This is a genomic window from Pseudomonas sp. CBZ-4, assembly GCF_000346755.1.
Taxonomy (GTDB): Bacteria; Pseudomonadota; Gammaproteobacteria; order Pseudomonadales; family Pseudomonadaceae; genus Aquipseudomonas.
In genome coordinates this window covers 18,085-39,633 of record NZ_ANNV01000033.1, presented here as the reverse complement: position 1 = coordinate 39,633, position 21,549 = coordinate 18,085, and the positions used below count along the sequence as shown (strand labels likewise).

General features: G+C 60.8%; 27 protein-coding genes. 15 read left to right on the top strand and 12 right to left on the bottom strand.

Annotated elements, in window-relative coordinates; genetic code table 11:
* Positions 1 to 111: 111 nt before the first annotated feature.
* Positions 112 to 567 carry a flavodoxin gene (locus B348_RS0104935; RefSeq protein ID WP_017735041.1) on the bottom strand — a complete coding sequence of 152 codons (456 nt, stop codon included), beginning with the start codon at positions 565 to 567 and terminating at the stop codon, positions 112 to 114.
* 129 nt (positions 568 to 696) lie between these two features.
* On the opposite strand from B348_RS0104935, the gene B348_RS0104930 reads away from it, so the two are divergent.
* Positions 697 to 1,164 carry a PAS domain-containing protein gene (locus B348_RS0104930; RefSeq protein WP_017735040.1) on the top strand — a complete coding sequence of 156 codons (468 nt, stop codon included), beginning with the start codon at positions 697 to 699 and terminating at the stop codon, positions 1,162 to 1,164.
* A 60-nt stretch (positions 1,165 to 1,224) separates the two neighbouring features.
* Positions 1,225 to 1,830, top strand: a complete 606-nt coding sequence (locus tag B348_RS0104925; RefSeq protein ID WP_017735039.1) for a hypothetical protein — start codon at positions 1,225 to 1,227, stop codon at positions 1,828 to 1,830.
* Between the two features lie 2 nt (positions 1,831 to 1,832).
* On the opposite strand, the gene B348_RS0104920 is transcribed toward B348_RS0104925, so the two are convergent.
* Positions 1,833 to 2,792: a MerR family transcriptional regulator gene (locus B348_RS0104920; RefSeq protein ID WP_032864699.1), complete on the bottom strand. Its 960-nt coding sequence runs from the start codon at positions 2,790 to 2,792 to the stop codon at positions 1,833 to 1,835.
* A 212-nt stretch (positions 2,793 to 3,004) separates the two neighbouring features.
* Between B348_RS0104920 and B348_RS0104915 the strand changes: the two genes are divergently transcribed.
* The 6 genes from B348_RS0104915 to B348_RS0104890 are packed head-to-tail and all read left to right on the top strand — an operon-like array spanning position 3,005 to position 5,939.
* Positions 3,005 to 3,565, top strand: coding sequence for an antibiotic biosynthesis monooxygenase (locus B348_RS0104915; protein ID WP_017735037.1), 561 nt, complete (start codon positions 3,005 to 3,007; stop codon positions 3,563 to 3,565).
* Between the two features lie 57 nt (positions 3,566 to 3,622).
* A complete protein-coding gene (folM, locus tag B348_RS0104910) occupies positions 3,623 to 4,333 on the top strand; it encodes a dihydromonapterin reductase (RefSeq protein WP_017735036.1) in 711 nt (236 codons plus the stop codon).
* A 20-nt stretch (positions 4,334 to 4,353) separates the two neighbouring features.
* Positions 4,354 to 4,914 (top strand): GTP cyclohydrolase I FolE, encoded by a 561-nt coding sequence (gene folE / locus B348_RS0104905; protein WP_017735035.1) that lies wholly within the window; start codon positions 4,354 to 4,356, stop codon positions 4,912 to 4,914.
* 2 nt (positions 4,915 to 4,916) lie between these two features.
* A complete protein-coding gene (gene folX, locus B348_RS0104900; RefSeq protein ID WP_003176029.1) occupies positions 4,917 to 5,288 on the top strand; it encodes a dihydroneopterin triphosphate 2'-epimerase in 372 nt (123 codons plus the stop codon).
* A gap of 23 nt (positions 5,289 to 5,311) precedes the next feature.
* Positions 5,312 to 5,608: a DUF1244 domain-containing protein gene (locus tag B348_RS0104895; protein ID WP_010206472.1), complete on the top strand. Its 297-nt coding sequence runs from the start codon at positions 5,312 to 5,314 to the stop codon at positions 5,606 to 5,608.
* Complete coding sequence (locus B348_RS0104890; RefSeq protein ID WP_017735033.1) at positions 5,601 to 5,939, top strand: HopJ type III effector protein; 339 nt, start codon at positions 5,601 to 5,603, stop codon at positions 5,937 to 5,939. The genes B348_RS0104895 and B348_RS0104890 overlap by 8 nt, the downstream gene beginning before the upstream one ends.
* Positions 5,940 to 6,129: 190 nt before the next feature.
* Here the strand turns inward: B348_RS0104890 and trxB are convergent, their stop codons facing one another.
* Positions 6,130 to 7,074: a thioredoxin-disulfide reductase gene (gene trxB, locus B348_RS0104885; RefSeq protein WP_017735032.1), complete on the bottom strand. Its 945-nt coding sequence runs from the start codon at positions 7,072 to 7,074 to the stop codon at positions 6,130 to 6,132.
* Positions 7,075 to 7,202: 128 nt separating this feature from the next.
* On the bottom strand, positions 7,203 to 7,358 hold the full coding sequence (locus tag B348_RS1000000131710; RefSeq protein ID WP_017735031.1) for a hypothetical protein: 156 nt from the start codon (positions 7,356 to 7,358) through the stop codon (positions 7,203 to 7,205).
* On the opposite strand from B348_RS1000000131710, the gene cysZ reads away from it, so the two are divergent.
* The 3 genes from cysZ (at position 7,357) to B348_RS1000000131490 (ending at position 10,249) form a co-directional block, all read left to right on the top strand.
* Entirely contained in the window at positions 7,357 to 8,106 is a 750-nt protein-coding gene (gene cysZ / locus B348_RS0104875; protein WP_017735030.1) for a sulfate transporter CysZ, read from the top strand. The two genes, B348_RS1000000131710 and cysZ, sit on opposite strands and share 2 nt — an antisense overlap.
* A 54-nt stretch (positions 8,107 to 8,160) precedes the next feature.
* Positions 8,161 to 9,339: a glycosyltransferase family 1 protein gene (locus tag B348_RS0104870; RefSeq protein WP_017735029.1), complete on the top strand. Its 1,179-nt coding sequence runs from the start codon at positions 8,161 to 8,163 to the stop codon at positions 9,337 to 9,339.
* Positions 9,340 to 9,604: 265 nt separating this feature from the next.
* The gene (locus B348_RS1000000131490; RefSeq protein ID WP_157356473.1) at positions 9,605 to 10,249 is read left to right on the top strand and encodes a hypothetical protein; all 645 of its coding nucleotides are present in this window, start codon (positions 9,605 to 9,607) and stop codon (positions 10,247 to 10,249) included.
* Positions 10,250 to 10,359: 110 nt separating this feature from the next.
* Here the strand turns inward: B348_RS1000000131490 and B348_RS0104865 are convergent, their stop codons facing one another.
* From B348_RS0104865 to rplU, 7 genes are all read right to left on the bottom strand, one after another.
* Positions 10,360 to 11,463, bottom strand: a complete 1,104-nt coding sequence (locus B348_RS0104865; RefSeq protein WP_017735028.1) for an NADH:flavin oxidoreductase — start codon at positions 11,461 to 11,463, stop codon at positions 10,360 to 10,362.
* A 214-nt stretch (positions 11,464 to 11,677) separates the two neighbouring features.
* The gene (locus B348_RS0104860) at positions 11,678 to 12,160 is read right to left on the bottom strand and encodes a glutathione peroxidase (protein ID WP_017735027.1); all 483 of its coding nucleotides are present in this window, start codon (positions 12,158 to 12,160) and stop codon (positions 11,678 to 11,680) included.
* 101 nt (positions 12,161 to 12,261) lie between these two features.
* The gene (locus B348_RS0104855) at positions 12,262 to 12,726 is read right to left on the bottom strand and encodes a CreA family protein (protein ID WP_015885841.1); all 465 of its coding nucleotides are present in this window, start codon (positions 12,724 to 12,726) and stop codon (positions 12,262 to 12,264) included.
* 15 nt (positions 12,727 to 12,741) lie between these two features.
* Complete coding sequence (proB, locus tag B348_RS0104850) at positions 12,742 to 13,860, bottom strand: glutamate 5-kinase (protein WP_017735025.1); 1,119 nt, start codon at positions 13,858 to 13,860, stop codon at positions 12,742 to 12,744.
* A 111-nt stretch (positions 13,861 to 13,971) separates the two neighbouring features.
* The gene (gene cgtA / locus B348_RS0104845; RefSeq protein ID WP_017735024.1) at positions 13,972 to 15,195 is read right to left on the bottom strand and encodes an Obg family GTPase CgtA; all 1,224 of its coding nucleotides are present in this window, start codon (positions 15,193 to 15,195) and stop codon (positions 13,972 to 13,974) included.
* Between the two features lie 193 nt (positions 15,196 to 15,388).
* Positions 15,389 to 15,646, bottom strand: coding sequence for a 50S ribosomal protein L27 (rpmA, locus tag B348_RS0104840; protein ID WP_003176049.1), 258 nt, complete (start codon positions 15,644 to 15,646; stop codon positions 15,389 to 15,391).
* 34 nt (positions 15,647 to 15,680) lie between these two features.
* Entirely contained in the window at positions 15,681 to 15,995 is a 315-nt protein-coding gene (gene rplU / locus B348_RS0104835) for a 50S ribosomal protein L21 (protein WP_003176051.1), read from the bottom strand.
* Between the two features lie 239 nt (positions 15,996 to 16,234).
* On the opposite strand from rplU, the gene B348_RS0104830 reads away from it, so the two are divergent.
* The 3 genes from B348_RS0104830 (at position 16,235) to B348_RS0104820 (ending at position 18,080) form a co-directional block, all read left to right on the top strand.
* Positions 16,235 to 17,203 carry a polyprenyl synthetase family protein gene (locus B348_RS0104830; protein WP_017735023.1) on the top strand — a complete coding sequence of 323 codons (969 nt, stop codon included), beginning with the start codon at positions 16,235 to 16,237 and terminating at the stop codon, positions 17,201 to 17,203.
* A 118-nt stretch (positions 17,204 to 17,321) separates the two neighbouring features.
* Entirely contained in the window at positions 17,322 to 17,663 is a 342-nt protein-coding gene (locus tag B348_RS0104825) for a zinc ribbon domain-containing protein YjdM (RefSeq protein ID WP_017735022.1), read from the top strand.
* Positions 17,664 to 17,822: 159 nt separating this feature from the next.
* Positions 17,823 to 18,080, top strand: a complete 258-nt coding sequence (locus tag B348_RS0104820; protein ID WP_017735021.1) for a hypothetical protein — start codon at positions 17,823 to 17,825, stop codon at positions 18,078 to 18,080.
* 141 nt (positions 18,081 to 18,221) lie between these two features.
* Here B348_RS0104820 and B348_RS0104815 read toward each other — a convergent pair whose 3' ends face one another.
* Entirely contained in the window at positions 18,222 to 18,839 is a 618-nt protein-coding gene (locus tag B348_RS0104815; protein ID WP_017477811.1) for an FKBP-type peptidyl-prolyl cis-trans isomerase, read from the bottom strand.
* Positions 18,840 to 19,151: 312 nt separating this feature from the next.
* Here B348_RS0104815 and B348_RS0104810 point away from each other — a divergent pair, with 312 nt between their 5' ends.
* Positions 19,152 to 21,071 carry a methyl-accepting chemotaxis protein gene (locus B348_RS0104810; protein WP_017735020.1) on the top strand — a complete coding sequence of 640 codons (1,920 nt, stop codon included), beginning with the start codon at positions 19,152 to 19,154 and terminating at the stop codon, positions 21,069 to 21,071.
* Positions 21,072 to 21,549 lie beyond the last annotated feature (478 nt).

The window sequence follows — 21,549 nt, the reverse complement described above, 5'->3', positions numbered from 1 at the left end:
ACCGAACGAGTCAGCCAAGAGAATAGTTCAAATCCGTGCACGCAGCGTCAGAGAAGCGCCGCCAATAAAGGCGCGGCGCCTCGACAGGCGGGGGGCTGCGCGAGTCTCCGATCAGCCGCGCAGTGCAGTGACCAGTTCAGCCAGCCACGGCTCGGCGTCGGCTTCCGGGGTGACGCTTTCGCTGGCGTCCAGGCGCAGCATCGGCAGGACTTCGCGCACGCCCAACTCGCCGAACAGTTCACGCAGTTGCTCGCCACCGCCGCAGAAGGTGTCGCCGTAGCTGGCGTCGCCCAGGCCGATCACCGCGCCTGGCAGGCCGCGCCAGGCGGCGGGCAATTGATCGCGGATGCTCGAATACAGCGGTTGCAGGTTGTCGGGCAACTCACCCATGCCGGTGGTCGATGTCACCGCCAGGAACGCGTCGGGAGCGAAGCCCTGCACGTCTGCCAGGGTGGCGCGCGGGTTGTGCCAGGCTTCAAAACCGGCGGCGTTGAGGATACCGGCGGCATGGCGGGCGACTTCTTCAGCGGTGCCGTAGACCGAGCCGGAAAGGATGGCGACTTTCATCAATCTGATCCTGTAGTTGAGTGAAAGCGTGGGATATTAGCAGCTGACACAAATTTTTCAGTGAGCCACGTGCAACATTCAAGCGTTGCCATACACTCCAATCGCCAAAAACAAGCCATGGACCGCTCAATGATTAACGCCAAACTGATGCAACTGGTCGTCAACGCCTCCAACGACGGCATCGTCGTCGCCGAACGGGAAGGCAAGGACAAGCCGCTGATCTACGTCAACCCGGCATTCGAACGGCTGACCGGCTACACCCTGGACGACATCCTGTATCAGGACTGCCGATTCCTGCAGTCGGGTGACCGCGATCAACCGGGGCTGATGGCCATTCGTGAGGCGCTGGACAGCGGCGGTGCGTGCCGTGAGATCCTGCGCAACTACCGCAAGGATGGCACACACTTCTTTAACGAACTGTCGCTTTCGACGGTGTACAACGCGGCCGACAAGCAGACCTACTTTGTCGGTGTGCAAAAAGACGTCACCCTCCAGGTCCAGGCCCAGCAACGCGTGGCCCAGTTGGAACGGGAATTGGCCGAGGTCAAGGCCGAGCTGGCCGCCCTCAAAGCGACGAGCGGATCTAACAAAATTTAGAAAACGGGGTCAGTAGAGAGGATAATGGCATTTTAACACCCTCCCCATTGAGCAAGATCAATGCACCGCGACGCGCTTCTGACCCAGGATGAGCTGGACTTCATTCAGAACATGCAGCACAACCCCCAGCTCAACCTGCGGGATGCTTCGTCGAGCCTGACGGTCAACGGCGGTGCGCAGATCCGCGATTTGCTGACCCGACTGGCCGCCCACGACCATGTCACCATCCAGGCGCAGTTCGATAACCAGCAACTCACCTTCCCCCTGCATCTAGTGGAAGATGAGTTTCATGCAGTGCATCTGCGTCTGGGGGTGCCGAGCATTTTCGAAGACGGCCCGATGATCCGCCCATGGCGCCTGGCGCTCGAAACGCCAGTAGCACTGGAGAACATCAAGGGCACACCCGGTGCTTTGTGGGTACACGAAGTGTCGTTCAAGGGGGTGTTGGTGGAGATCCGTGGCCGGGTCAAGGCGCCCAAGACCTTTGCCCTGTGGTTCAGCCCTTCCGGCTACGAACGCATTGCGCTACGCGGCACGCTGGAGCGGGAAACGGCGCGCGGCCTGTTCGCCTATCGCCTGAACCAGAGTGATGCGGATGAAATCGAGCGCCTGCGCCAATTCATCCTGCACCAGCACCGCCTGGTCCACCCGCACGTGCACGCCTGATCTCAGGTATCCAGCCGACCACTGAGAAAATGTTGCAGGCGGCGCTGCATCAAGCGTCCTTCATTGCCCAGGCAACCGACGGAAGAACCGGCCAGATCGTCCTCGGCCAGGTCAGACGCCGCCCCCGCCAGGAACAATGGGCAATCCAGGGTCAGCGCCAAGCGGTTGAGGCGACCGGCCAAATCCTGGCCATGGGAATGGTTGGAATACACGATCAGCGCCTGGGGCCGGGTCTTTTCACACACCAGCATCAACTCATCCACAGGCTGGCCCATGGCGATCACCTTCACCGCCAGGTCATCGCGACCGATCAACAGCGCCGCCACCAGCAGTTCCAATTTACGGCACTCGCCGGGCATGGCCGCCAGCAACACGCGCGGGGCCGATGACGCACAGCCGACATTCAGGCGCTGCCAGGCCTGCACCCGCAAAAAGGCATCGAAGAACAACCATTCGCTGGCCTGGCCAAAGCGGCCCTGATGACGAAGCAGATCGTGCCAGAGGGGCATCAGGATGTCCTGGAATGCCACGCTGAGGGGGTAGGTCGCAAAGATCTGCCCGTACAGGTGCTCCAGACGCCGGTCGTCAAAGGCACTCACGGCCTGCCTCAACCTTGCTTGCCATTGCGGCCACTCGGTCTCCTCGACCATGTCGCGCTCGCCACGAACGGCGTGCGCCTGCTGGTCGTCGCGGGCCAGGATCTTGCCGACCTTGCTGACGGCAACGCCCCGTTCGATCCAGTCGAGGATGCGATTGACCGTCTCGATATCGGCCTTGGAATAGAGGCGATGCCCGCTTTCGGTGCGAGTGGGCTGGATCAGGCCGTAGCGCCGCTCCCAGGCACGCAAGGTGACCGGGTTTATGCCTGTCAATCTCGACACTTCACGAATCGGAAACAGCTCATCGGGATCAGTCGCATCCAGATGCAAAATGCTATCAAGCGGAGCAGTAATCACGGGCATTTGAGACCAAAAAACCAATGGCAATTGGGGTCGCCATTTAACGCCTTAAGACCTGTCTTTTTCAAGTTCCCCAAGCTTCGGACCAATGCCACTGGCGTATTTTTGCAAAACAGGAATAATCCTTGCCTGTTTTTACATAGCGGCACTACCCCGCCGCCATGTTCGTGCGCCGCCTACCCGGCCCAGCGCACCCGTATATTTGGAGATACACAATGTCTACCTCACCCGTCACCCTGATGGTTGCGCGCCGCGTGGCCAAAGGTCGCTACGAAGAGTTGATGGCCTGGCTGCGCGAAGGCGAGCAATTGGCCACGGACTTTCCCGGTTACCTGGGTTCAGGCGTGCTTGCGCCGCCGCCCAATGATGACGAATTCCAGATTATCTTCCGCTTTGCCGACGAAAAAACCCTGCATGCCTGGGAGTTTTCCGCGTCCCGCAGTGCCTGGCTGGGCCGTGGCAGCGAGCTGTTCGCCGACCCGTCCGAGCATCGTGTGAGTGGCATTGATGGCTGGTTTGGCGCCATCGGCGCACGACCGCCGCGCTGGAAGCAGGCCGTGGCGATCTGGCTGGCATTTTTCCCGGTGTCGTTGATCTTCAACTTTGCGCTGGGCCCATTGCTCGCCGAGTTGGAGTTGGTCCCGCGTGTGCTGGTCAGCACCCTGGCCCTGACGCCGCTGATGGTTTACCTGTTCATTCCGCTGTCGACCCACCTGCTGGCCAACTGGCTGCATCCCGTGCCCGCACCGCGCAAGGCCAGCGAAGCCGCCGCGTGAGTACAGGGGGCCGCAGCGCTGGTATGATTTGAGCCTGCCAGCGAATCGAGCCCCCCAATGACTGCAACACACGCCCCGATCCTGATCACCGGCGCCGGCCAGCGTGTCGGCCTGCATTGCGCCCAGCGTCTGCTGGACGACGGCCACGCGGTGATTTTCAGCTACCGCAGCGAACGCCCTGGCGTGCAGGCCCTGCGCGAGCGCGGGGCGATCGGTGTGTTTGCCGATTTCTCCAGCGAAGCCGGCGTCATGGCATTTATCGCCGAACTGAACAGCCATACCCAAAGCCTGCGCGCGATCATCCACAACGCCTCGGCCTGGGTCGCGGAAACACCCGGCGACGAAAGCCGCGCCTTTACCGACATGTTCAGCGTGCACATGCTTGCGCCCTACCTGATCAACCTGCATTGTTCACCCTTGCTGCAACGCTCCACGCCAGCCGACATCGTGCATATCAGCGATGACGTGGTGCGCAAGGGCAGCCGCCAGCACATTGCCTATTGCGCCACCAAGGCCGGGCTCGACAGCCTCACGCTGTCGTTCGCCGCGCAGTTCGCGCCGCTGATCAAGGTCAACGGCATCGCCCCGGCGATGGTGATGTTCAACGACGGCGACGACGCGGCCTACCGTGCCAAGGTGCTGGCCAAGTCCGCACTGGGCACCGAACCCGGGCCCGAGGTGATCTACCAGAGCGTGCGTTACCTGCTGGACAACCCCTATGTCACCGGTACCACCCTGACCGTCAACGGCGGGCGGCATATCAAGTAAGCCGTTTGTGAGGATGTTGTATGACCTTGTCCCTGCCCCAACACTACCGCGAGATCCTCAAGAGCCTGGGCGAAGACCCGGAGCGTGAAGGTTTGCTCGACACCCCCAAGCGCGCGGCCAAGGCGATGCAGTACCTGTGCCACGGCTACGAACAGAACCTGGATGACATCGTCAACGGCGCACTGTTCACCTCCGACAATGACGAGATGGTGATCCTCAAGGACATCGAGTTGTACTCGCTGTGCGAGCACCACCTGCTGCCCTTTATCGGCAAGGCCCATGTGGCCTATATTCCGACCGGCAAGGTGCTCGGCCTGTCGAAGCTGGCGCGCATCGTCGATATGTATGCGCGGCGCCTGCAGATCCAGGAAAACCTCACGCGGCAAATCGCCGACGCCATCCAGCAAGTGACCCAGGCCGCCGGCGTGGCGGTGGTGATCGAAGCCAGGCACATGTGCATGATGATGCGCGGCGTGGAGAAACAGAATTCAACCATGAACACCTCGGTGATGCTCGGCGCGTTCCGCGAGTCGAACACCACGCGCATGGAGTTCCTGCAACTGATCGGACGGAGCAAGTAGCAATGCCACAACTTCAACCAGGCATGGCGCGCATCCGGGTCAAGGACCTGTGCCTGCGCACCTACATCGGCATCAACGAGGACGAGATCCTCAACAAGCAGGATGTGCTGATCAACCTGACCATCCTGTATGCCGCCCAGGAAGCCGTGCGCGACAATGACATCGACCACGCGCTGAACTACCGCACCATCACCAAGGCCATCATTGCCCACGTCGAAGGCAACCGCTTTGCCTTGCTGGAGCGTCTGACCCAGGAGCTGCTGGACCTGGTGATGAGCAATGAATCGGTGCTGTACGCCGAAGTCGAAGTGGACAAGCCCCATGCGCTGCGCTTTGCCGAATCGGTGTCGATTACCCTGGCGGCCAGCCGCTAACCCCTGAGATTTGCGTGAGCCCTATGAACGACCAACAACGCCTCGAACTCGAAGCCGCCGCTTTCCGCCGGCTGGTGGCCCACCTGGACAGCCGCAAGGATGTGCAGAACATCGACCTGATGAACCTCTCCGGTTTCTGCCGCAACTGCTTGTCCAAGTGGTACAAGGCCGAGGCCGATGAGCGCCAGATCGAGCTGAGCCTCGATGACGCCCGTGAAGTGGTGTACGGCATGCCGTACGCCGAGTGGAAAGCCCAATACCAGAAAGAAGCCAGCGCCGACCAACAGGCGGCGTTCGCCAAAGGAAAAACCCATGACTGATTTGAATACCCTGCGCGCCAGCCTTAACAGTGGCGAACATGTTTTTGCCGATACCTTGGCTTTTGTTGCCGCAGGTTATGACTACCAACCACAAGCCTTTACCAATGGCGAGGTGGAAAACGCCGCCGGGCAGAACGAGGGCTCGTGCAAGACCCTGGGCCTGGCTGTGCTGGAAGGCTTGAGCGATCAGGAAGCGCTGCTGGCATTTGGTGAGCATTACCGTTCGGTGGTGGCCACGCCTGAGGGCAGCGACCACGGCAACATTCGGGCGTTGATCGCCCATGGCCTGGCCGGCGTGAAGTTCACCGCACAACCCCTGACTCGCCGCTGATCCAACAGCGGAACACGATCAATGTGGGAGCCGGGCTTGCCCGCGATGGCGGTGGTGGCGGATACACCGCTATCGCAGGCAAGCCAGCTCCCACAGGGATTGGGTCAACACCTGAAGAACTGGGTGTTGCTTGAATCGCGAACATAAAAAAACCGGCCTCTCAGCCGGTTTTTTTATGTTGCAGCGCGCCTCAGTCGTCGAGGTAACGCTCGGCATCCAATGCCGCCATGCAACCAGCGCCGGCCGAGGTGATGGCCTGACGGTACACGTGGTCAGCCACGTCACCGGCGGCAAAGATACCTTCAATGCTGGTGGCAGTGGCGTTGCCTTCACGGCCGCCCTGCACGATCAGATAACCGTCTTTCAATTCCAGCTGGCCTTCGAACAGCGAGGTATTCGGCGTGTGGCCGATGGCGATGAATACGCCGTCGACTGTCAGCTCGTCGAAGCTGCCGTCGTTGTTTTTCAGGCGGGCACCGGTCACGCCCATGTTGTCGCCCAGGACTTCGTCCAGGGTGGCGTTGAGCTTGAGGATGATCTTGCCTTCAGCCACACGGGCGTGCAGCTTGTCGATCAGGATCTTCTCGGCGCGGAAGGTCTCGCGGCGGTGAACCAGGGTCACGGTGCTGGCGATGTTGGCCAGGTACAGCGCTTCTTCCACGGCGGTGTTGCCGCCACCGACCACGGCGACCGGTTTGTTGCGGTAGAAGAAACCGTCGCAGGTCGCGCAGGCGGAAACGCCTTTGCCCATGAACGCTTCTTCCGACGGCAGGCCCAGGTAACGGGCGCTGGCGCCGGTGGCGATAATCAGCGCGTCACAGGTGTAGACGCCGCTGTCGCCGGTCAGGCTGTAAGGCTTTTTCGAGAAATCGACTTTATTGATATGGTCGAAGACGATCTCGGTTTCAAAGCGCTCGGCGTGTTCTTTCATGCGCTCCATCAGCACCGGGCCGGTCAGGCCGTGCACGTCGCCGGGCCAGTTGTCGACTTCGGTGGTGGTGGTCAACTGGCCGCCCGCCTGCATGCCGGTGATCAGCAGCGGCTTGAGGTTGGCCCGGGCAGCGTAGACGGCAGCGCTGTAACCGGCAGGGCCGGAACCGAGAATAATCACTCGCGAATGACGGGTATCAGACATGACTCACTCCTATCGACCACCCGGACAACAAGGTGGCTGGAATAAAAAAGGACCGCGAAGCACTTGGGGAAGGCTTGAACTCGCACGTCCTGAAAAATAATGGGTGCAGCGTATAGAGGGGGGCAAGATTAAGGAAATACGGAATAACAATCCAGCTCATAGGCGGTCTCTATGCAGTTGGCGTGGTTGATCGACGCCTTTGTTACCGCTGATGTCGCCGCTTTCGCCCAGGTTACAAAGCCGGTAAGGTCGGCGCGTTCGTCCCTTTGCTCGGAGTTGTCCATGCCTGCCCCCGCTCTTTCCGGCCCGCAATACCTGCGTGAAGGCCTCAAACTGGTGCTCAGCCCTGGCCTGCGCCTGTTTGTCTTGCTGCCGCTGGCGATCAACCTGGTGCTGTTCGTCGGCCTGATCTATTTCGCCGGCCATCAGTTCAGCCTGTGGGTCGATCACTTGATGCCGACGCTGCCAAGCTGGCTGAGTTTTCTGAATTACCTGCTGTGGCCGTTGTTTGTGGTGCTGGTGGTACTGATGGTGTTTTTCACCTTCACCATGCTGGCCAATATCATCGCCGCGCCGTTCAACGGTTTTCTCTCGGAGAAAGTCGAAGTGGTGGTGCGCGGCACCGATGACTTCCCGGCGTTCAGCTGGGGCGAACTGATCGCCATGGTGCCACGCACCTTGGCCCGGGAAATGCGCAAGCTGGGTTACTTCCTGCCGCGGGCCATCGGCCTGTTTATCCTGTCGTTCATTCCAGTGGTCAACCTGATCGCCGCGCCGCTGTGGCTGCTGTTCGGGGTATGGATGATGGCGATCCAATACATTGACTATCCGGCGGACAACCACAAGCTGGGCTGGAACGAAATGCTCGCCTGGCTGCGCCAGAAACGCTGGCAGAGCATGAGCTTCGGCGGGATTGTCTACCTGGTGCTGCTGGTGCCGGTGGTCAACCTGCTGATGATGCCGGCAGCGGTGGCCGGGGCCACGCTGTTCTGGGTGCGTGAGCAGGGTGCCGAGACGATGGCCAAGTCATAAATCCATCATCCCAATGACACAATGACGACACGGCCCACAGTGACACTGTGGGTCATGACGACAGCCTCGCTTCACATCACCCTGATTACCGAAACCTTCCCGCCTGAGATCAACGGGGTGGCCAATACCCTTGGCCGCCTGTGCGACGGTTTGCGCGCGCGCGGCCATCAAGTCGAGCTGGTGCGCCCGCGCCAGGGCAGCGACCAGAGTCGCACCAGCGATAACGAATTGCTGCTGTGCCGTGGCTGGCCATTACCGGGCTACCCGGGCCTGCAGTGGGGCCAGTCGTCGATGCACAAGTTGCTCAGGCGTTGGACGCGCCAACGCCCGGACGTGCTGTACATCGCCACGGAAGGGCCGCTGGGCTTATCGGCCTTGCGCGCGGCACGGCGCCTGGGGATCAGCGTGGTCAGCGGTTTTCACACCAATTTCCAGCAGTATTCGAACCAATACGGCTTGAGCCTGCTGAGCCGAGTGGTCACCCACTACCTGCGCTGGTTCCATAACCGTTCGACCCTGACCCTGGTACCCAGCGCCAGCCAACGCCTGGAGCTGGAGCGCCGGCATTTCGAGCGCTTGGGGATGCTGTCGCGCGGGGTGGACAGCCAGCTGTTCCACCCGGCCAGGCGTGACAATGCACTGCGAGAGAACTGGGGCCTGGGCAATGACGATATTGCCGTGCTGCATGTAGGGCGCCTCGCCCAGGAAAAGAACCTCGGCGTGCTCAAGCGCTGCTTTGACTCCCTGCGCAGCACTTACCCACAGCGGCGGCTGAAACTGATCATCGTCGGCGATGGCCCGCAACGCCCGCTGCTGGAGCGTGAACTGCCCGACGCGGTGTTCTGCGGCACCCAGCGCGGCGAAGAGCTGGCGCGGCATTATGCGTCGGGTGACCTGTTCCTGTTTCCCAGCCTGACCGAAACCTTCGGCAATGTGGTGCTGGAGGCCATGGCTTCGGGGTTGGGCGTGGTGGCGTATGACCAGGCGGCCGCGACCCAGCATATCCGCCACGGCTACAACGGCGTGCTGGCGATGCCCGGGGATGAGGAGGCGTTTTGCGATGCGGCCAACTGGCTGCTGGAAGAGCAAGAGAATTTGCGCAGGGCACGGCTCAATGCTCGCCAGCACGCCAGCCGTCAGGGCTGGCCGGCGATTATCGAGCAATTCGAGAACCAGTTACGGGGTGTGTGCAAGGAACATTTGGCTGCACCAACAGTGCCTTACGCTCGTTGAATGGTCAGCAGATAACGTGAGTCGGTTCGCCCTCCTGCCAGCCTAGCCCGCGCGCAATGGCCCAGACACTAGGAGTTTTCCCGAGGCGCCGTCTGAATCGGCATGCCACAACGGGATATTTCAGGAACGTCGCGCCAACTATCACCACCTACATGACACCTGCCGTACGAGGGGTGTCCTCCCGATGGAGCCCCCCCAGAAAAGGCAGGTCACTTATGACGAAACATTAATAGAGCGCACTATGTCCACACTGATAAACGGATCAATGGCACTACAACTCCTACCTCATCACACGCCAACTCAGCGGCCGGCAGATGCTTACACATCCACAAGCCCGCAGATCGATCACGGCCGAGACCGCCCGCAGCCCCATCGCCCAGATACCAGTTGGCAGCCTGCGCAACCCCAACGCCCGGACAACAGCTGGCACCGCCCGCAACCCTACCGCCCGGATAACAGCTGGCAACCTGCGCAAACCCAGCGCCCGGACAACAGCTGGCACCGCCCGCAACCCAACCGCCCGGATAACAGCTGGCAACCTGCGCAACCCCAACGCCCGGACAACAGCTGGCACCGTCCGCAACCCTACCGCCCGGATAACACTTGGCAACCTGCGCAACCCCAGCGCCCGGACAACAGCTGGCACCGTCCGCAACCCTACCGCCCGGACAACGGCTGGCACCCTGCACAACCCCAACAACCGGACACCAATTGCCACCGTCCGCAACCCTACCGCCCGGAAAACGACTGGAACCCTGCACAACCCCAACGCCCGGACTACCAGACCACCGCTTACGACGAATATCAGCCACAGCCCCAGGATCGTCCGTACATACTGAACCGGACCTTTCCCTATCAGCCCTTTACATCGAACAGGCGGATGAACTCCCTCACGCCTAACCCATCTTGACCGACAACAAACCACACGCCTTGGAATCAGTGACGATCTGAAACCAGACGGGGGCTGGGTATCCCTACCCAGCCCCCGTCAGATAGCGGGAATAGCGTTCAGCATCCACTTCAAACCAGCGTCATCAACGCCTCACGACTGAACGGCAAGATATCCCCCTCGCGTCCTTCACGTACCTTGACCGCCCAATCCGGGTCCACCAGCAGCGCACGGCCCACAGCAACGAGGTCGAATTCATCGTTGTTCAGGCGCTCCAGCAGCTTCTCCAGGCTGGCCGGTTGCGCGACCTTGTCGGTATTGACCATAAATTGCAGGAACTCGCCATCCAGGCCGACGCTGCCCACCGTGATGGTCGGCTTGTCGGTGAGCTGGCGCGTCCAGCCGGCCAGGTTGAGGTCGGACCCTTCGAATTCCGGCTCCCAGAAACGCCGTGTAGAACAGTGGAAAATATCCACACCGGCGTCAGACAGTGGCTTGAGGAACTCACCCAATGCCTCGGGGGTTTGCACCAGGCGCGCGGTGTAATCCTGTTGTTTCCACTGGGAGAAACGGAAAATGATCGGGAAGTCCGGGCCTACGGCGGCGCGGGTAGCCTGGATCAGTTCTATGGCAAAACGCGAGCGGTTGGCCAGGCTGCCACCGTACTCGTCGGTGCGCTGGTTGCTGCCTTCCCAGAAGAACTGGTCCACCAGGTAGCCGTGGGCACCGTGGATCTCTACGCCGTCCATGCCGATGCTCTGGGCATCCTTGGCGGCCTGGGCGAAGGCGTTGATCACGTCCTTGATGTCCTGGATGGTCATGCCGTGGACGACCACGTTGCCGTCCTTGAGTTTTTCCGTCGGGCCATAGGCCGGCACGCTGGCATCAGGCTCGGTACCGATACGGCGCACGCTGCCGACATGCCACAACTGCGGGACGATCTTGCCGCCTTCTGCGTGCACGGCGTCGACCACTTTCTTCCAGCCGGCCAGGGCCGCTTCGCCGTAGAAGTGCGGGACGTTGGGGTAACCGTTGGAGGCCTGATGGCCGACCACGGTGCCTTCGGTGATGATCAGCCCCACACCGGCGGCGGCGCGGCGACGGTAGTACTCGATCACCTTGGAGTTGGGCACGCCGCCCGGCGAGAACGAGCGGGTCATCGGCGCCATGACCACACTGGTGGACAGTTGCAGAGCACCGAGCTGGAAGGGTTTGAACAGGGCTTGGACAGGCATGGGTGTACTCCACGTAAGGCGGGTTTATGACGTGGATAATATTGGCCACGCACAGGCTTGAATATCACTATTGATTTGGGTGATTAAGGGATAAAAGCTAGGATGGACAACTGGGCGAGGGAGCTTGCTCCCGCTGGGCTGCGTAGCGGCCCCAAAATCTTGGGAGCGCTTCGCACTCCAGCGGGAGCAAGCTCCCTCGCCACCGGTGATGGGTTCAGCTCAGGGCTTTTTCGATGGCCTGGACGATGGTGGGATCGTCCGGTGCCGTGCGTGGAGAGAAGCGCGCCAGCACGCGCCCATCTTTACCCAGCAGGAATTTTTCGAAGTTCCAGGTGATATCCCCAGGAAACTCGGCACCCTCCCCCGCCAGCAGCCGATACAGCTGGTGACGATCCGGCCCGTTGACGTCGAGCTTGCTGCCCAACGGGAACGTCACGCCGTAGTTGAGGCTGCAGAACTCGCGGATTTCCTCTTCGCTGCCCGGCTCCTGCCCCGCAAACTGATTGCACGGCAGGCCAAGCACGGTGAAACCCTGGTCCTTGTATTGCTGGTAGAGGTTTTCCAGCGCCGCGTATTGCGGGGTCAAGCCACACTTGGAGGCCACGTTGACCACCAGCACCACCTGGCCCTTGAAGGGCGCCAGTGGCAGCTCTTGTCCGTCCAAAGCTTTGAGTTTCAGGTCGTGGAAAGCACTCATGACGAACTCCAGATATCCCATGTTCTTGGCAAAGCGGCTCGTCGAGATTACAACCCGCAAGCCTGCAATCATAGACGCCGATTACAAAACCCGCCTGCGGGTTACTGAGCGGTCGGCCACGGCAAAATCGGAATCGCGGTCACGGCGTTCTGCGGGCTGCCTTCGATCAGGCGGTCGCTGTACACCAGGTAAACCAGGGTATTGCGCTTCTTGTCGAGGAAGCGCACCACCTGCATGGTCTTGAACACCAGCGAGGTGCGTTCCTTGAACACTTCGTCGCCGTCCTTGAGCTCGCCCTTGAAGCGGATCGGGCCGACCTGGCGGCAGGCGATCGAGGCTTCGGCGCGGTCTTCGGCCAGGCCCAGGCCGCCTTTGACGCCGCCGGTCTTGGCGCGCGACAGGTAGCACGTCACGCCATCGACCTTGGGGTCGTCAAAGGCTTCGACGACGATCCGGTCGTTGGGGCCGACGAACTTGAACACGGTCGACACCTGGCCGATTTCTTCGGCCGAGGCCAGCAGTGGCATGGCCAGCAGCAGGCCGAGCAATCCCTTCATTACGCGCATCGTGTATTCCTTTGGTTAGACCAGTATCAGGTTGTCGCGGTGAACCAGCTCCGGTTCCGCCATGTAACCCAATAGTCCGACAATCGCATCAGAAGATTGTCCAATGATTTTCTGCGCTTCCAGGGCGCTGTAGTTGGCCAGGCCACGGGCGATCTCACGACCGTCCGGCGCGACGCACACCACCATCTCGCCACGGCGGAAGCTGCCTTGCACCAACTTGACGCCCACCGGCAGCAAGCTCTTGTTGCCTTGGGACAGCGCCGATACCGCGCCCTCGTCCAGCACCAGGGTGCCACGGGTTTGCAGGTGCCCGGCCAGCCACTGCTTGCGCGCCGCCAGCATGCCGCGTTCCGGCGACAGCAGCGTACCGATGCGCTCGCCCGCCTTGAGCCGGTCCAGCACGCGCTCGATGCGCCCGCCGACGATGATGGTGTGGGCGCCGGAACGCGCGGCCAGGCGCGCAGCGCGCAACTTGGTCTGCATGCCGCCACGACCGAGGGCACCGCCGACGCTGCCGGCCACGGCGTCCAGCGCCGGGTCATCGGCGCGCGCCTCGTAGATCAGCTGGGCGTCTGGGTTGTTGCGCGGGTCGGCGTCGAACATGCCGTCGCGGTCGGTGAGGATCACCAACAGGTCGGCTTCCACCAGGTTGGCGACGAGGGCGGCCAGGGTGTCGTTGTCGCCGAAGCGGATTTCGTCGGTGACCACGGTGTCGTTTTCGTTGATCACCGGGATGACTTTCAGCTCCACCAGCGCGCGCAAGGTACTGCGGGCGTTGAGGTAGCGCTTGCGGTCGGACAGGTCGTCGTGGGTCAGCAGGATCTGCGCCGTGTGGCGGCCATGCTCGGCAAAGCTGGATTCCCAGGCTTGCACCAGGCCCATCTGGCCGATGGCGGCGGCGGCTTGCAGTTCGTGCATCGCGCTGGGTCGCGCGGTCCAGCCGAGGCGGCTCATCCCGGCGGCAACGGCCCCGGACGAGACCAACACCAACTCGACGCCAGCCTCATGCAAGGCCACCATCTGCTCGACCCAGACGCTCATGGCTGCGCGATCGAGCCCCTTGCCATCCGCCGTCAGCAGCGCACTTCCGATCTTTACGACCCAGCGCTGCGCACCTGTCACTTTGCTCCGCATCATCTTCAACCTTAGATTGAGGGCTGCGCGACCCAGCGCGGCCCATAACGTTAAACCCGGATACTAAAACGCCGCTCTAAAGGGAGCGGCGTTCAAGTTTATCGCAACGGATCAGTCGCGCACGTAAATGATTTCCGGACCGTCTTCATCATCCACGTCTTCTTCGTCCCAATCATCGTCGCCGATGTCATGGACCGACTTCACGCCACTGCGGCGCAGGGCACGCTGGTCATCCAGGGCCTGCAACTGGGCGCGGGCTTCGTCTTCGATCTGCTGATCGAGTTCAGCCAGCTCGGCCTTGAACACAGGGTCGGCCGCCAGGCGGTCGGCGCGGTCTTCGAGGTAGCGCATGATGTCGCGGGTCAGGCGCTCGGTGCCTTCTTTGGCGATGGCCGAGATCACGTAGACCGGACCTTCCCACTCCAGGCGATCGACGATTTCCTTGACGCGCTCTTCGTGCTCTTCTTCGAGGATCTGGTCGCACTTGTTCAGGACCAACCAGCGATCACGCTCGGCCAGGGCCGGGCTGAACTTGGTCAGCTCGCTGACGATCACTTCGGCGGCATCCGGTGCGCTGGTGTCATCCAGCGGCGCCATGTCCACGAGGTGCAGCAGCAAACGGGTGCGGGACAAGTGCTTGAGGAAGCGAATGCCCAGGCCAGCGCCGTCGGAAGCACCTTCGATCAGGCCGGGAATGTCGGCGACCACGAAGCTTTTCCAGCGATCCACGCTGACCACGCCCAGGTTTGGCACCAGGGTGGTGAACGGGTAATCGGCGACTTTCGGCTTGGCGGCCGACACCGAGCGGATGAAGGTACTTTTACCGGCGTTCGGCAAGCCCAGCAGGCCCACGTCAGCCAGTACTTTCATTTCCAGCTTGAGGTCACGCTGCTCGCCCGGCTTGCCTGGCGTGGTCTGGCGTGGCGCACGGTTGGTACTGGACTTGAATCGGGTGTTACCCAGACCGTGCCAGCCGCCCTGCACAACCATCAGTTTCTGGCCGGCCTTGGTCAGGTCGCCAATCACTTCCTGGGTAGCGGAGTCGATAATGGTGGTGCCGACCGGTACACGCAGTACCAGGTCTTCGCCTTTTTTACCGGTGCAGTCGGTGCTGCCGCCGTTGGAACCACGCTCGGCATCGAAGTGCCGGGTGTAACGATAGTCGACCAGGGTGTTGAGGTTTTCGTCGGCCATCATGTAGATGGAACCGCCGTCACCGCCGTCACCGCCGTTTGGGCCACCGTTTTCGATGAACTTTTCGCGACGGAAACTCATGCAACCGTTACCGCCGTCGCCTGCTTTTACTCGGATGGAAACTTCATCAACGAACTTCATAACAAAACGCCTCTCGCCGCACGGACGAGCTTAAGAAACCAAGACATAAGACTCTTGCAAAAATGAGCGCAGCGACCTCAATCAGCGACCGCATATCCAGCGCTTGAGCTCATTACAAACAGCTTTGCAAGAGACTCACTCCACAAACGAAAAAGCCCCGTCGCAAGACAGGGCTTTTCCAGCGATCTCGCAATTAAGCTGCGACAACGCTCACGTAACGGCGGTTGAACGCGCCTTTTACTTCAAACTTGATCACGCCTTCGATTTTCGCGAAGAGGGTGTGATCTTTACCCATGCCTACACCGTAACCGGCGTGGAATTGGGTGCCGCGCTGACGCACGATGATGTTGCCCGGAATGATTTTCTGGCCGCCATACATCTTGACGCCAAGGCGTTTGGCTTCTGAATCGCGACCGTTACGGGTACTACCACCAGCTTTTTTGTGTGCCATGAGTCAATTCTCCTAGTGAGGAATTAGGCTGAAATTAAGCCTGAATACCGGTGATTTTGATCTCGGTGTACCACTGGCGGTGGCCCATACGCTTCATGTGGTGCTTACGACGACGGAACTTGATGATGCGGACTTTATCGTGACGACCTTGGGAGATCACTTCAGCCACAACGGTAGCGCCAGCAACAACTGGAGCGCCGATGTTCACGTCATCGCCATTGGCGACCAACAGAACGCGATCAAAAGTAACGGATTCGCCGGTAGCGATTTCCAGTTTTTCGATCTTCAGGTATTCACCTGGGGCGACCTTGTATTGCTTGCCACCAGTAACAATTACTGCGTACGACATGGTATTTCTCCGATAATCCTGCTCACCCAGCTCTTTATAAGAAGAGGTATTGGCTGGCATGGCTGCATGGGATGGACGTCCCGAATGCAATTGCGTAAGGCAGGTGCTGCCCAGGAAGTTCAGGGTGCGCGATTGTACGCAAGGTAAATGGCTGTTGCAAGTGGCCGCCCATCGCGCCTTGACACCCGGGGGTGAGGGTCCTAGCATGCCGCGCAACCCTTCTGGAGCGACTGTCGCTGATGCAACCCCAAGCCTTCTACCGCGCGGTCGCGGACGATTTTAGCGCCGTCGATGGCATCATCAAGAAGCAGCTGACTTCTAAAGTGCCGCTGGTCTCCAAAATTGGCGACTACATTACGTCGGCCGGCGGCAAACGTCTGCGTCCTTTATTAGTGTTGCTGTGTGGCAAGGCCCTGGGCCGCGAAGGCGATGACCTGCGCCTGCTGGCCGCCACCATCGAATTCCTGCACACCGCCACCCTGCTGCATGACGACGTGGTCGACATGTCCGGCATGCGCCGTGGCCGTGAGACCGCCAACGCCATGTGGGGCAACGCCCCGAGCGTATTGGTGGGCGACTTCCTGTATTCGCGCTCGTTCGAGATGATGGTCGAACTGGGCTCGATGCCGGTGATGAAGATTCTGTCCCAGGCCACGCGCATCATCGCCGAAGGCGAAGTGTTGCAGCTGTCCAAGGTGCGCGACGCCAGCACCACCGAAGAAACCTACATGGAAGTGATTCGCGGCAAAACCGCGATGCTCTTCGAAGCCTCCACCCACAGCGCCGCCGCACTGTGTGGCGCGACCGCCGAACAGGCCGAAGCCCTACGCACCTTTGGCGACCACCTGGGCGTGGCGTTCCAATTGGTCGACGACCTGCTCGACTACCGTGGCGACGCCGAAACCCTGGGCAAGAACGTCGGTGACGACCTGGCCGAGGGCAAGCCAACCCTGCCGCTGATCTACACCATGCGCGAAGGCACGCCGGAACAGGCGGCCCTGGTGCGCAAGGCGATCCAGAAAGGCGGGATCGAAGACCTGGAAAGCATCCGCGAAGCCGTGGAAGCCTCGGGCTCGCTGGACTACACCGCGCAGTTGGCACGTGACTACGTGGCCCGTGCGATCAAATGCCTGGAAGCCCTGCCGGCCAGCGAATACCGGGATGCCCTGGTTGAGCTGAGCGAGTTTGCGGTCGCGCGTACCCACTGATTGCACACTGATCAATGTGGGAGCCAGCTCCCACATTAGACCCAGTCAAGCTCCACCCACCGCTAAAACCCTATATAATGTGCGACTTTTAGCCATCCCTGACTCTCAAGGAGCTTTAGTGAGCACGTTGCCACCCTGCCCGAAATGCAATTCCGAATACACCTACGAAGACGGCGCCCAGCTGATCTGCCCGGAATGCGCCCATGAGTGGTCCGCCAATGGCGAGACCGAAGCAGCCGGCGATGAAACCGTGAAGAAAGACTCTGTGGGCAACGTCCTGCAGGACGGCGACACCATCACCGTGATCAAGGACCTCAAGGTCAAGGGTACCTCCCTGGTGGTCAAGGTCGGCACCAAGGTCAAGAACATCCGCCTGTGCGACGGCGACCACGATATCGATTGCAAGATCGACGGTATCGGCCCGATGAAACTCAAGTCCGAGTTCGTGCGCAAGGTCTGAACCTGCTGCTTCCATCCCGCGCCCGCCGCGGGATGGCGTTTTGCCCTCCCGTTTGACTCCGCGCAATATCCACACAGAAAAAACCACAAACCGCCAATAGGCACTTGCTATTCTACGAATAAGAATTATTCTCATTGAAACTTATCAAGGAGAACCACCATGACTTATTTGATCGATGCCTGGCTCGACCGCCCGCACCCTTACCTGCGCATCCTGCACCGGGAAACCGGTGAAGTCTGTGCGGTGCTGGAAGAAGAAGCGCTCAACGAGCTGCAAGACCAGGGCGACCTGGACGTGAATGGCTTGAGTTCGAGTGAACCGGGGGTGTTGAAGGAGGTGGTGCGCAATCTGTTTCTGTTCTGTTATGCCCGAGCGTTGCGCCCGGCCACGGAGCTGCATGGCAAGTTTCATCCATGAAAATACCCGCAAAGCCTGAATGCACCGGCTTTATGGGGGAACCGGGCTTGCCCGCGATGCAGACGACTCGGTCAACCCTGCTACCGAGGTGATGCTATCGCAGGCAAGCCAGCTCCCACATAAAGCCAATGCTACCGGGTCTTACAGAACGTCGAGCAGCTCGACGTCGAACACCAGAACGCTGTGCGGCGGGATGCTGCCAACGCCTTGAGCGCCGTAAGCCAGTTCGCTCGGCACGTACAGACGCCATTTGCTGCCGGCATTCATCAGTTGCAGGGCTTCGGTCCAGCCAGCGATCACGCCGCCAACCGGGAATTCTGCAGGCTGGCCACGCTCGTAGGAGCTGTCGAACACAGTGCCGTCGATCAGGGTGCCGTGGTAGTGAGTGCGCACTTGATCTTCACGGGTTGGCTTGGCGCCATCACCGGCAGTCAGCACTTCAAATTGCAGGCCCGAAGCCAGGGTGGTGATGCCATCACGCTTGGCGTTTTCAGCCAGGAAAGCCAGGCCTTCGCCCGCTGCAGCTTCTGCCTTGGCAGCGGCTTCGGCTTGCATGATTTCACGGATAACCTTGAAGCTGGCAGCCATTTGCTCTTGGTCAACACGGCTTGGCTTGCCGGCGAAGGCGTCAGTCAGGCCGGCCAGGATTGCGTCCAGGCTCACGCCCGGCGGCGGGTTGTCGCGCAGTTGGTCGCCCAGTTGACGGCCGATGCCGTAGCTGACGCGGGTTTCATCGGTGGACAGATTGACTTCGGACATGAAGGTGCTCCGCTGTAGGACGACACACAAAAAAGCCGCACGAAGGCCGCACTTTTCCTGTCGCCCAAAACTAAAAGGGCCAGCAGACTAGCACACAACACCCGGCCTTGATGAGCGCCCCGGCGCACCTATCTACAACCAGACACGTGCCCCCCCACCCTGCCCATTCATCGGGCAGATCCGCTGTTTGCGCCTAACGGCGAAAAAGCCATTTCAGATTCACGTCGCGCCGCCGATACCCACCTACATACTTTGGCTGGCTCAAACAACAATACCGTCCAGCAAACAGATATCACCTTTGCGGAGCATTCGATGAATAGCTGGTTCGGCAACATTAGCGTCAATCTCAAACTGGGCCTGGGCTTTGGCCTGGTGCTGGTCCTCACCTCGATCCTGGCCCTTACCGGCTGGACCAGCCTGAGCGGTCTGATTGACCGCAGCAATTGGATGAGCGACATCACCCAGCTCAACGCTTCGCTGACCAAGCTGCGCATCGTGCGCCTGCAATACATGCTGGCCAACGGCGACGAAACCGTGGCACAAAACGTCCAGACCAGCCTGGATGCCTTCGCCGCCCAGCAGCAGAAACTGCTGGACAGCTTCAAGAGCCCGGAAAACCTCAAGCTGCTCAACGAGCAGAAAGCCGTCATCACCGCCTACCAGCAGTCCCTGAACAAAATGCGCGAGGCCTACCGTAACGGCAACGCCGCACGTCAGGTCATGGGCGACAAGGCCGACATCGCCAATGCCCAGATCAATGCACTCGACACCAGCGTGCAGCAAATGGCCGACAGCCCGGAGCGCTTCACCCAGTTCCAGGCCGTGACCCAGGCCAAGGAAGACTTCCAGCTGGCTCGTTACGAAGTACGCGGCTACACCAATAACGTCAACGCCGACACCGAAGCCCGCGCCGCCGCACAGATCGAAAAAGCCCTCGGTGGCCTGAAAAAACTCAGCGCAGTTTTTGGCGCCGACCAGCAAACCGCGCTGACCGCGCTGGAAACCGCCCTCGGCGCCTACCGCACGGCGGTACAAAGCTACAAGGCCGCCAACGCCAACATCGTCAGCGCCCGTGCCGAAATGACCACCCAAGGCGCCGATATCGTCACCATCAGCGACAAGCTCTACGACATCCAGCTGGACCGCCGCGACGCCGAAAGCGCCCAGGCCCGCAGCCTGCAATTGATCAGCACGTTGCTGGCGCTGCTGGTCGGCATCATCGCGGCCCTGGTCATCACCCGCCAGATCACCCGCCCACTGCAAGAAACCCTGGCCGTGGTGGAACGCATTGCTTCCGGCGATTTGAGCCACAACATCCAGGTCACCCGTCGTGATGAACTGGGCGTGCTGCAACAAGGCATCCAGCGCATGGGCACGACCCTGCGCGAATTGATCAGCGGGATCCGTGACGGTGTGACGCAAATCGCCAGCGCCGCCGAAGAGTTGTCGGCCGTGACCGAGCAGACCAGCGCCGGGGTGAACAGCCAGAAGATCGAAACCGATCAGGTCGCCACCGCCATGCACGAGATGACCGCCACCGTGCAGGAAGTCGCGCGCAACGCCGAACAGGCCTCCCAAGCCGCTTCCGACGCCGATGGCCAAGCCCGCGAAGGCGACAAGGTGGTGGCCGAAGCCATCGCCCAGATCGAACGCCTCGCCGCTGAAGTGGCACGCTCCACCGACGCCATGGCGCACCTGCAACAAGAGAGCAACAAGATCGGCAGCGTGATGGACGTGATCAAGGCCGTGGCCGAGCAGACCAACCTGTTGGCGCTCAACGCGGCCATTGAAGCCGCACGTGCCGGTGAGGCCGGTCGCGGCTTTGCCGTGGTCGCCGACGAAGTGCGTGGCCTGGCCCAGCGCACACAGAAATCCACCGAGGAAATCGAAGGCCTGGTGGCCGGCCTGCAAAATGGCACCCAGCAAGTGGCCACGGTGATGAACAACAGCCGCAGCCTCACGGACAGCAGCGTCGAGCTGACGCGCAAGGCCGGTGTGTCCCTGGAAAACATCACCCGCACGGTGTCGAATATCCAGTCGATGAACCAGCAGATCGCCGCCGCAGCCGAGCAGCAGAGTGCCGTGGCGGAAGAGATCAGCCGCAGTATCGTGAATGTGCGGGATGTGTCGGAGCAGACGGCTACGGCGAGTGACGAGACCGCCAAGTCGAGTGTTGAATTGGCGCGTTTGGGCAGCCAGTTGCAGCAGATGGTCAGTCACTTCCGGGTGTAAGCAACATCATTGTGGCGAGGGAGCTTGCTCCCGCTGGGTCGCGCAGCGGCCCCAACAATCTTGGGAGCGCTTCGCACTCCAGCGGGAGCAAGCTCCCTCGCCACAGGCAAACTTAGACATACTCGGCCCTCCGTGAGTTGGGCCTTACCTCCAGCGCACTTACCGGAACATGTGGGCCTTCGGACGCAGGTCAATGGTCCTGTGAGGTGACTGGGTTTATGGGCCTTCCGCATGAATCCGGCACGGGGTGCAAAACCCGTGGCGGTCGGTCCAAATATCTGCGCGCTAACCCAGCCAATCTCCATCACGACGAACACGGAACGAGGGCGATACTAACTCAGCCCTCCAAGCCAAGGTGTGACAAGCAACGCCAGATTATCCTTAAAGTTGTTGCCGTTTTTTACATGCATATTTACCAAGTTAGCTTGGCTTGTAGAAATGAAAACCGCCCATCGTCAAGGCTTGCTTAGCACCTTCG

What these genes read in the sequence shown, in the direction of transcription:
- B348_RS0104935 (WP_017735041.1), bottom strand. Translation starts at nt 567, where the DNA reads ATGAAAGTCGCCATCCTTTCCGGCTCGGTCTACGGCACCGCTGAAGAA.
- B348_RS0104930 (WP_017735040.1), top strand. Translation starts at nt 697, where the DNA reads ATGATTAACGCCAAACTGATGCAACTGGTCGTCAACGCCTCCAACGAC.
- B348_RS0104925 (WP_017735039.1), top strand. Translation starts at nt 1,225, where the DNA reads ATGCACCGCGACGCGCTTCTGACCCAGGATGAGCTGGACTTCATTCAG.
- B348_RS0104920 (WP_032864699.1), bottom strand. Translation starts at nt 2,792, where the DNA reads ATGCCCGTGATTACTGCTCCGCTTGATAGCATTTTGCATCTGGATGCG.
- B348_RS0104915 (WP_017735037.1), top strand. Translation starts at nt 3,005, where the DNA reads ATGTCTACCTCACCCGTCACCCTGATGGTTGCGCGCCGCGTGGCCAAA.
- folM (WP_017735036.1), top strand. Translation starts at nt 3,623, where the DNA reads ATGACTGCAACACACGCCCCGATCCTGATCACCGGCGCCGGCCAGCGT.
- folE (WP_017735035.1), top strand. Translation starts at nt 4,354, where the DNA reads ATGACCTTGTCCCTGCCCCAACACTACCGCGAGATCCTCAAGAGCCTG.
- folX (WP_003176029.1), top strand. Translation starts at nt 4,917, where the DNA reads ATGCCACAACTTCAACCAGGCATGGCGCGCATCCGGGTCAAGGACCTG.
- B348_RS0104895 (WP_010206472.1), top strand. Translation starts at nt 5,312, where the DNA reads ATGAACGACCAACAACGCCTCGAACTCGAAGCCGCCGCTTTCCGCCGG.
- B348_RS0104890 (WP_017735033.1), top strand. Translation starts at nt 5,601, where the DNA reads ATGACTGATTTGAATACCCTGCGCGCCAGCCTTAACAGTGGCGAACAT.
- trxB (WP_017735032.1), bottom strand. Translation starts at nt 7,074, where the DNA reads ATGTCTGATACCCGTCATTCGCGAGTGATTATTCTCGGTTCCGGCCCT.
- cysZ (WP_017735030.1), top strand. Translation starts at nt 7,357, where the DNA reads ATGCCTGCCCCCGCTCTTTCCGGCCCGCAATACCTGCGTGAAGGCCTC.
- B348_RS1000000131710 (WP_017735031.1), bottom strand. Translation starts at nt 7,358, where the DNA reads ATGGACAACTCCGAGCAAAGGGACGAACGCGCCGACCTTACCGGCTTT.
- B348_RS0104870 (WP_017735029.1), top strand. Translation starts at nt 8,161, where the DNA reads ATGACGACAGCCTCGCTTCACATCACCCTGATTACCGAAACCTTCCCG.
- B348_RS1000000131490 (WP_157356473.1), top strand. Translation starts at nt 9,605, where the DNA reads ATGGCACTACAACTCCTACCTCATCACACGCCAACTCAGCGGCCGGCA.
- B348_RS0104865 (WP_017735028.1), bottom strand. Translation starts at nt 11,463, where the DNA reads ATGCCTGTCCAAGCCCTGTTCAAACCCTTCCAGCTCGGTGCTCTGCAA.
- B348_RS0104860 (WP_017735027.1), bottom strand. Translation starts at nt 12,160, where the DNA reads ATGAGTGCTTTCCACGACCTGAAACTCAAAGCTTTGGACGGACAAGAG.
- B348_RS0104855 (WP_015885841.1), bottom strand. Translation starts at nt 12,726, where the DNA reads ATGCGCGTAATGAAGGGATTGCTCGGCCTGCTGCTGGCCATGCCACTG.
- proB (WP_017735025.1), bottom strand. Translation starts at nt 13,860, where the DNA reads ATGCGGAGCAAAGTGACAGGTGCGCAGCGCTGGGTCGTAAAGATCGGA.
- cgtA (WP_017735024.1), bottom strand. Translation starts at nt 15,195, where the DNA reads ATGAAGTTCGTTGATGAAGTTTCCATCCGAGTAAAAGCAGGCGACGGC.
- rpmA (WP_003176049.1), bottom strand. Translation starts at nt 15,646, where the DNA reads ATGGCACACAAAAAAGCTGGTGGTAGTACCCGTAACGGTCGCGATTCA.
- rplU (WP_003176051.1), bottom strand. Translation starts at nt 15,995, where the DNA reads ATGTCGTACGCAGTAATTGTTACTGGTGGCAAGCAATACAAGGTCGCC.
- B348_RS0104830 (WP_017735023.1), top strand. Translation starts at nt 16,235, where the DNA reads ATGCAACCCCAAGCCTTCTACCGCGCGGTCGCGGACGATTTTAGCGCC.
- B348_RS0104820 (WP_017735021.1), top strand. Translation starts at nt 17,823, where the DNA reads ATGACTTATTTGATCGATGCCTGGCTCGACCGCCCGCACCCTTACCTG.
- B348_RS0104815 (WP_017477811.1), bottom strand. Translation starts at nt 18,839, where the DNA reads ATGTCCGAAGTCAATCTGTCCACCGATGAAACCCGCGTCAGCTACGGC.
- B348_RS0104810 (WP_017735020.1), top strand. Translation starts at nt 19,152, where the DNA reads ATGAATAGCTGGTTCGGCAACATTAGCGTCAATCTCAAACTGGGCCTG.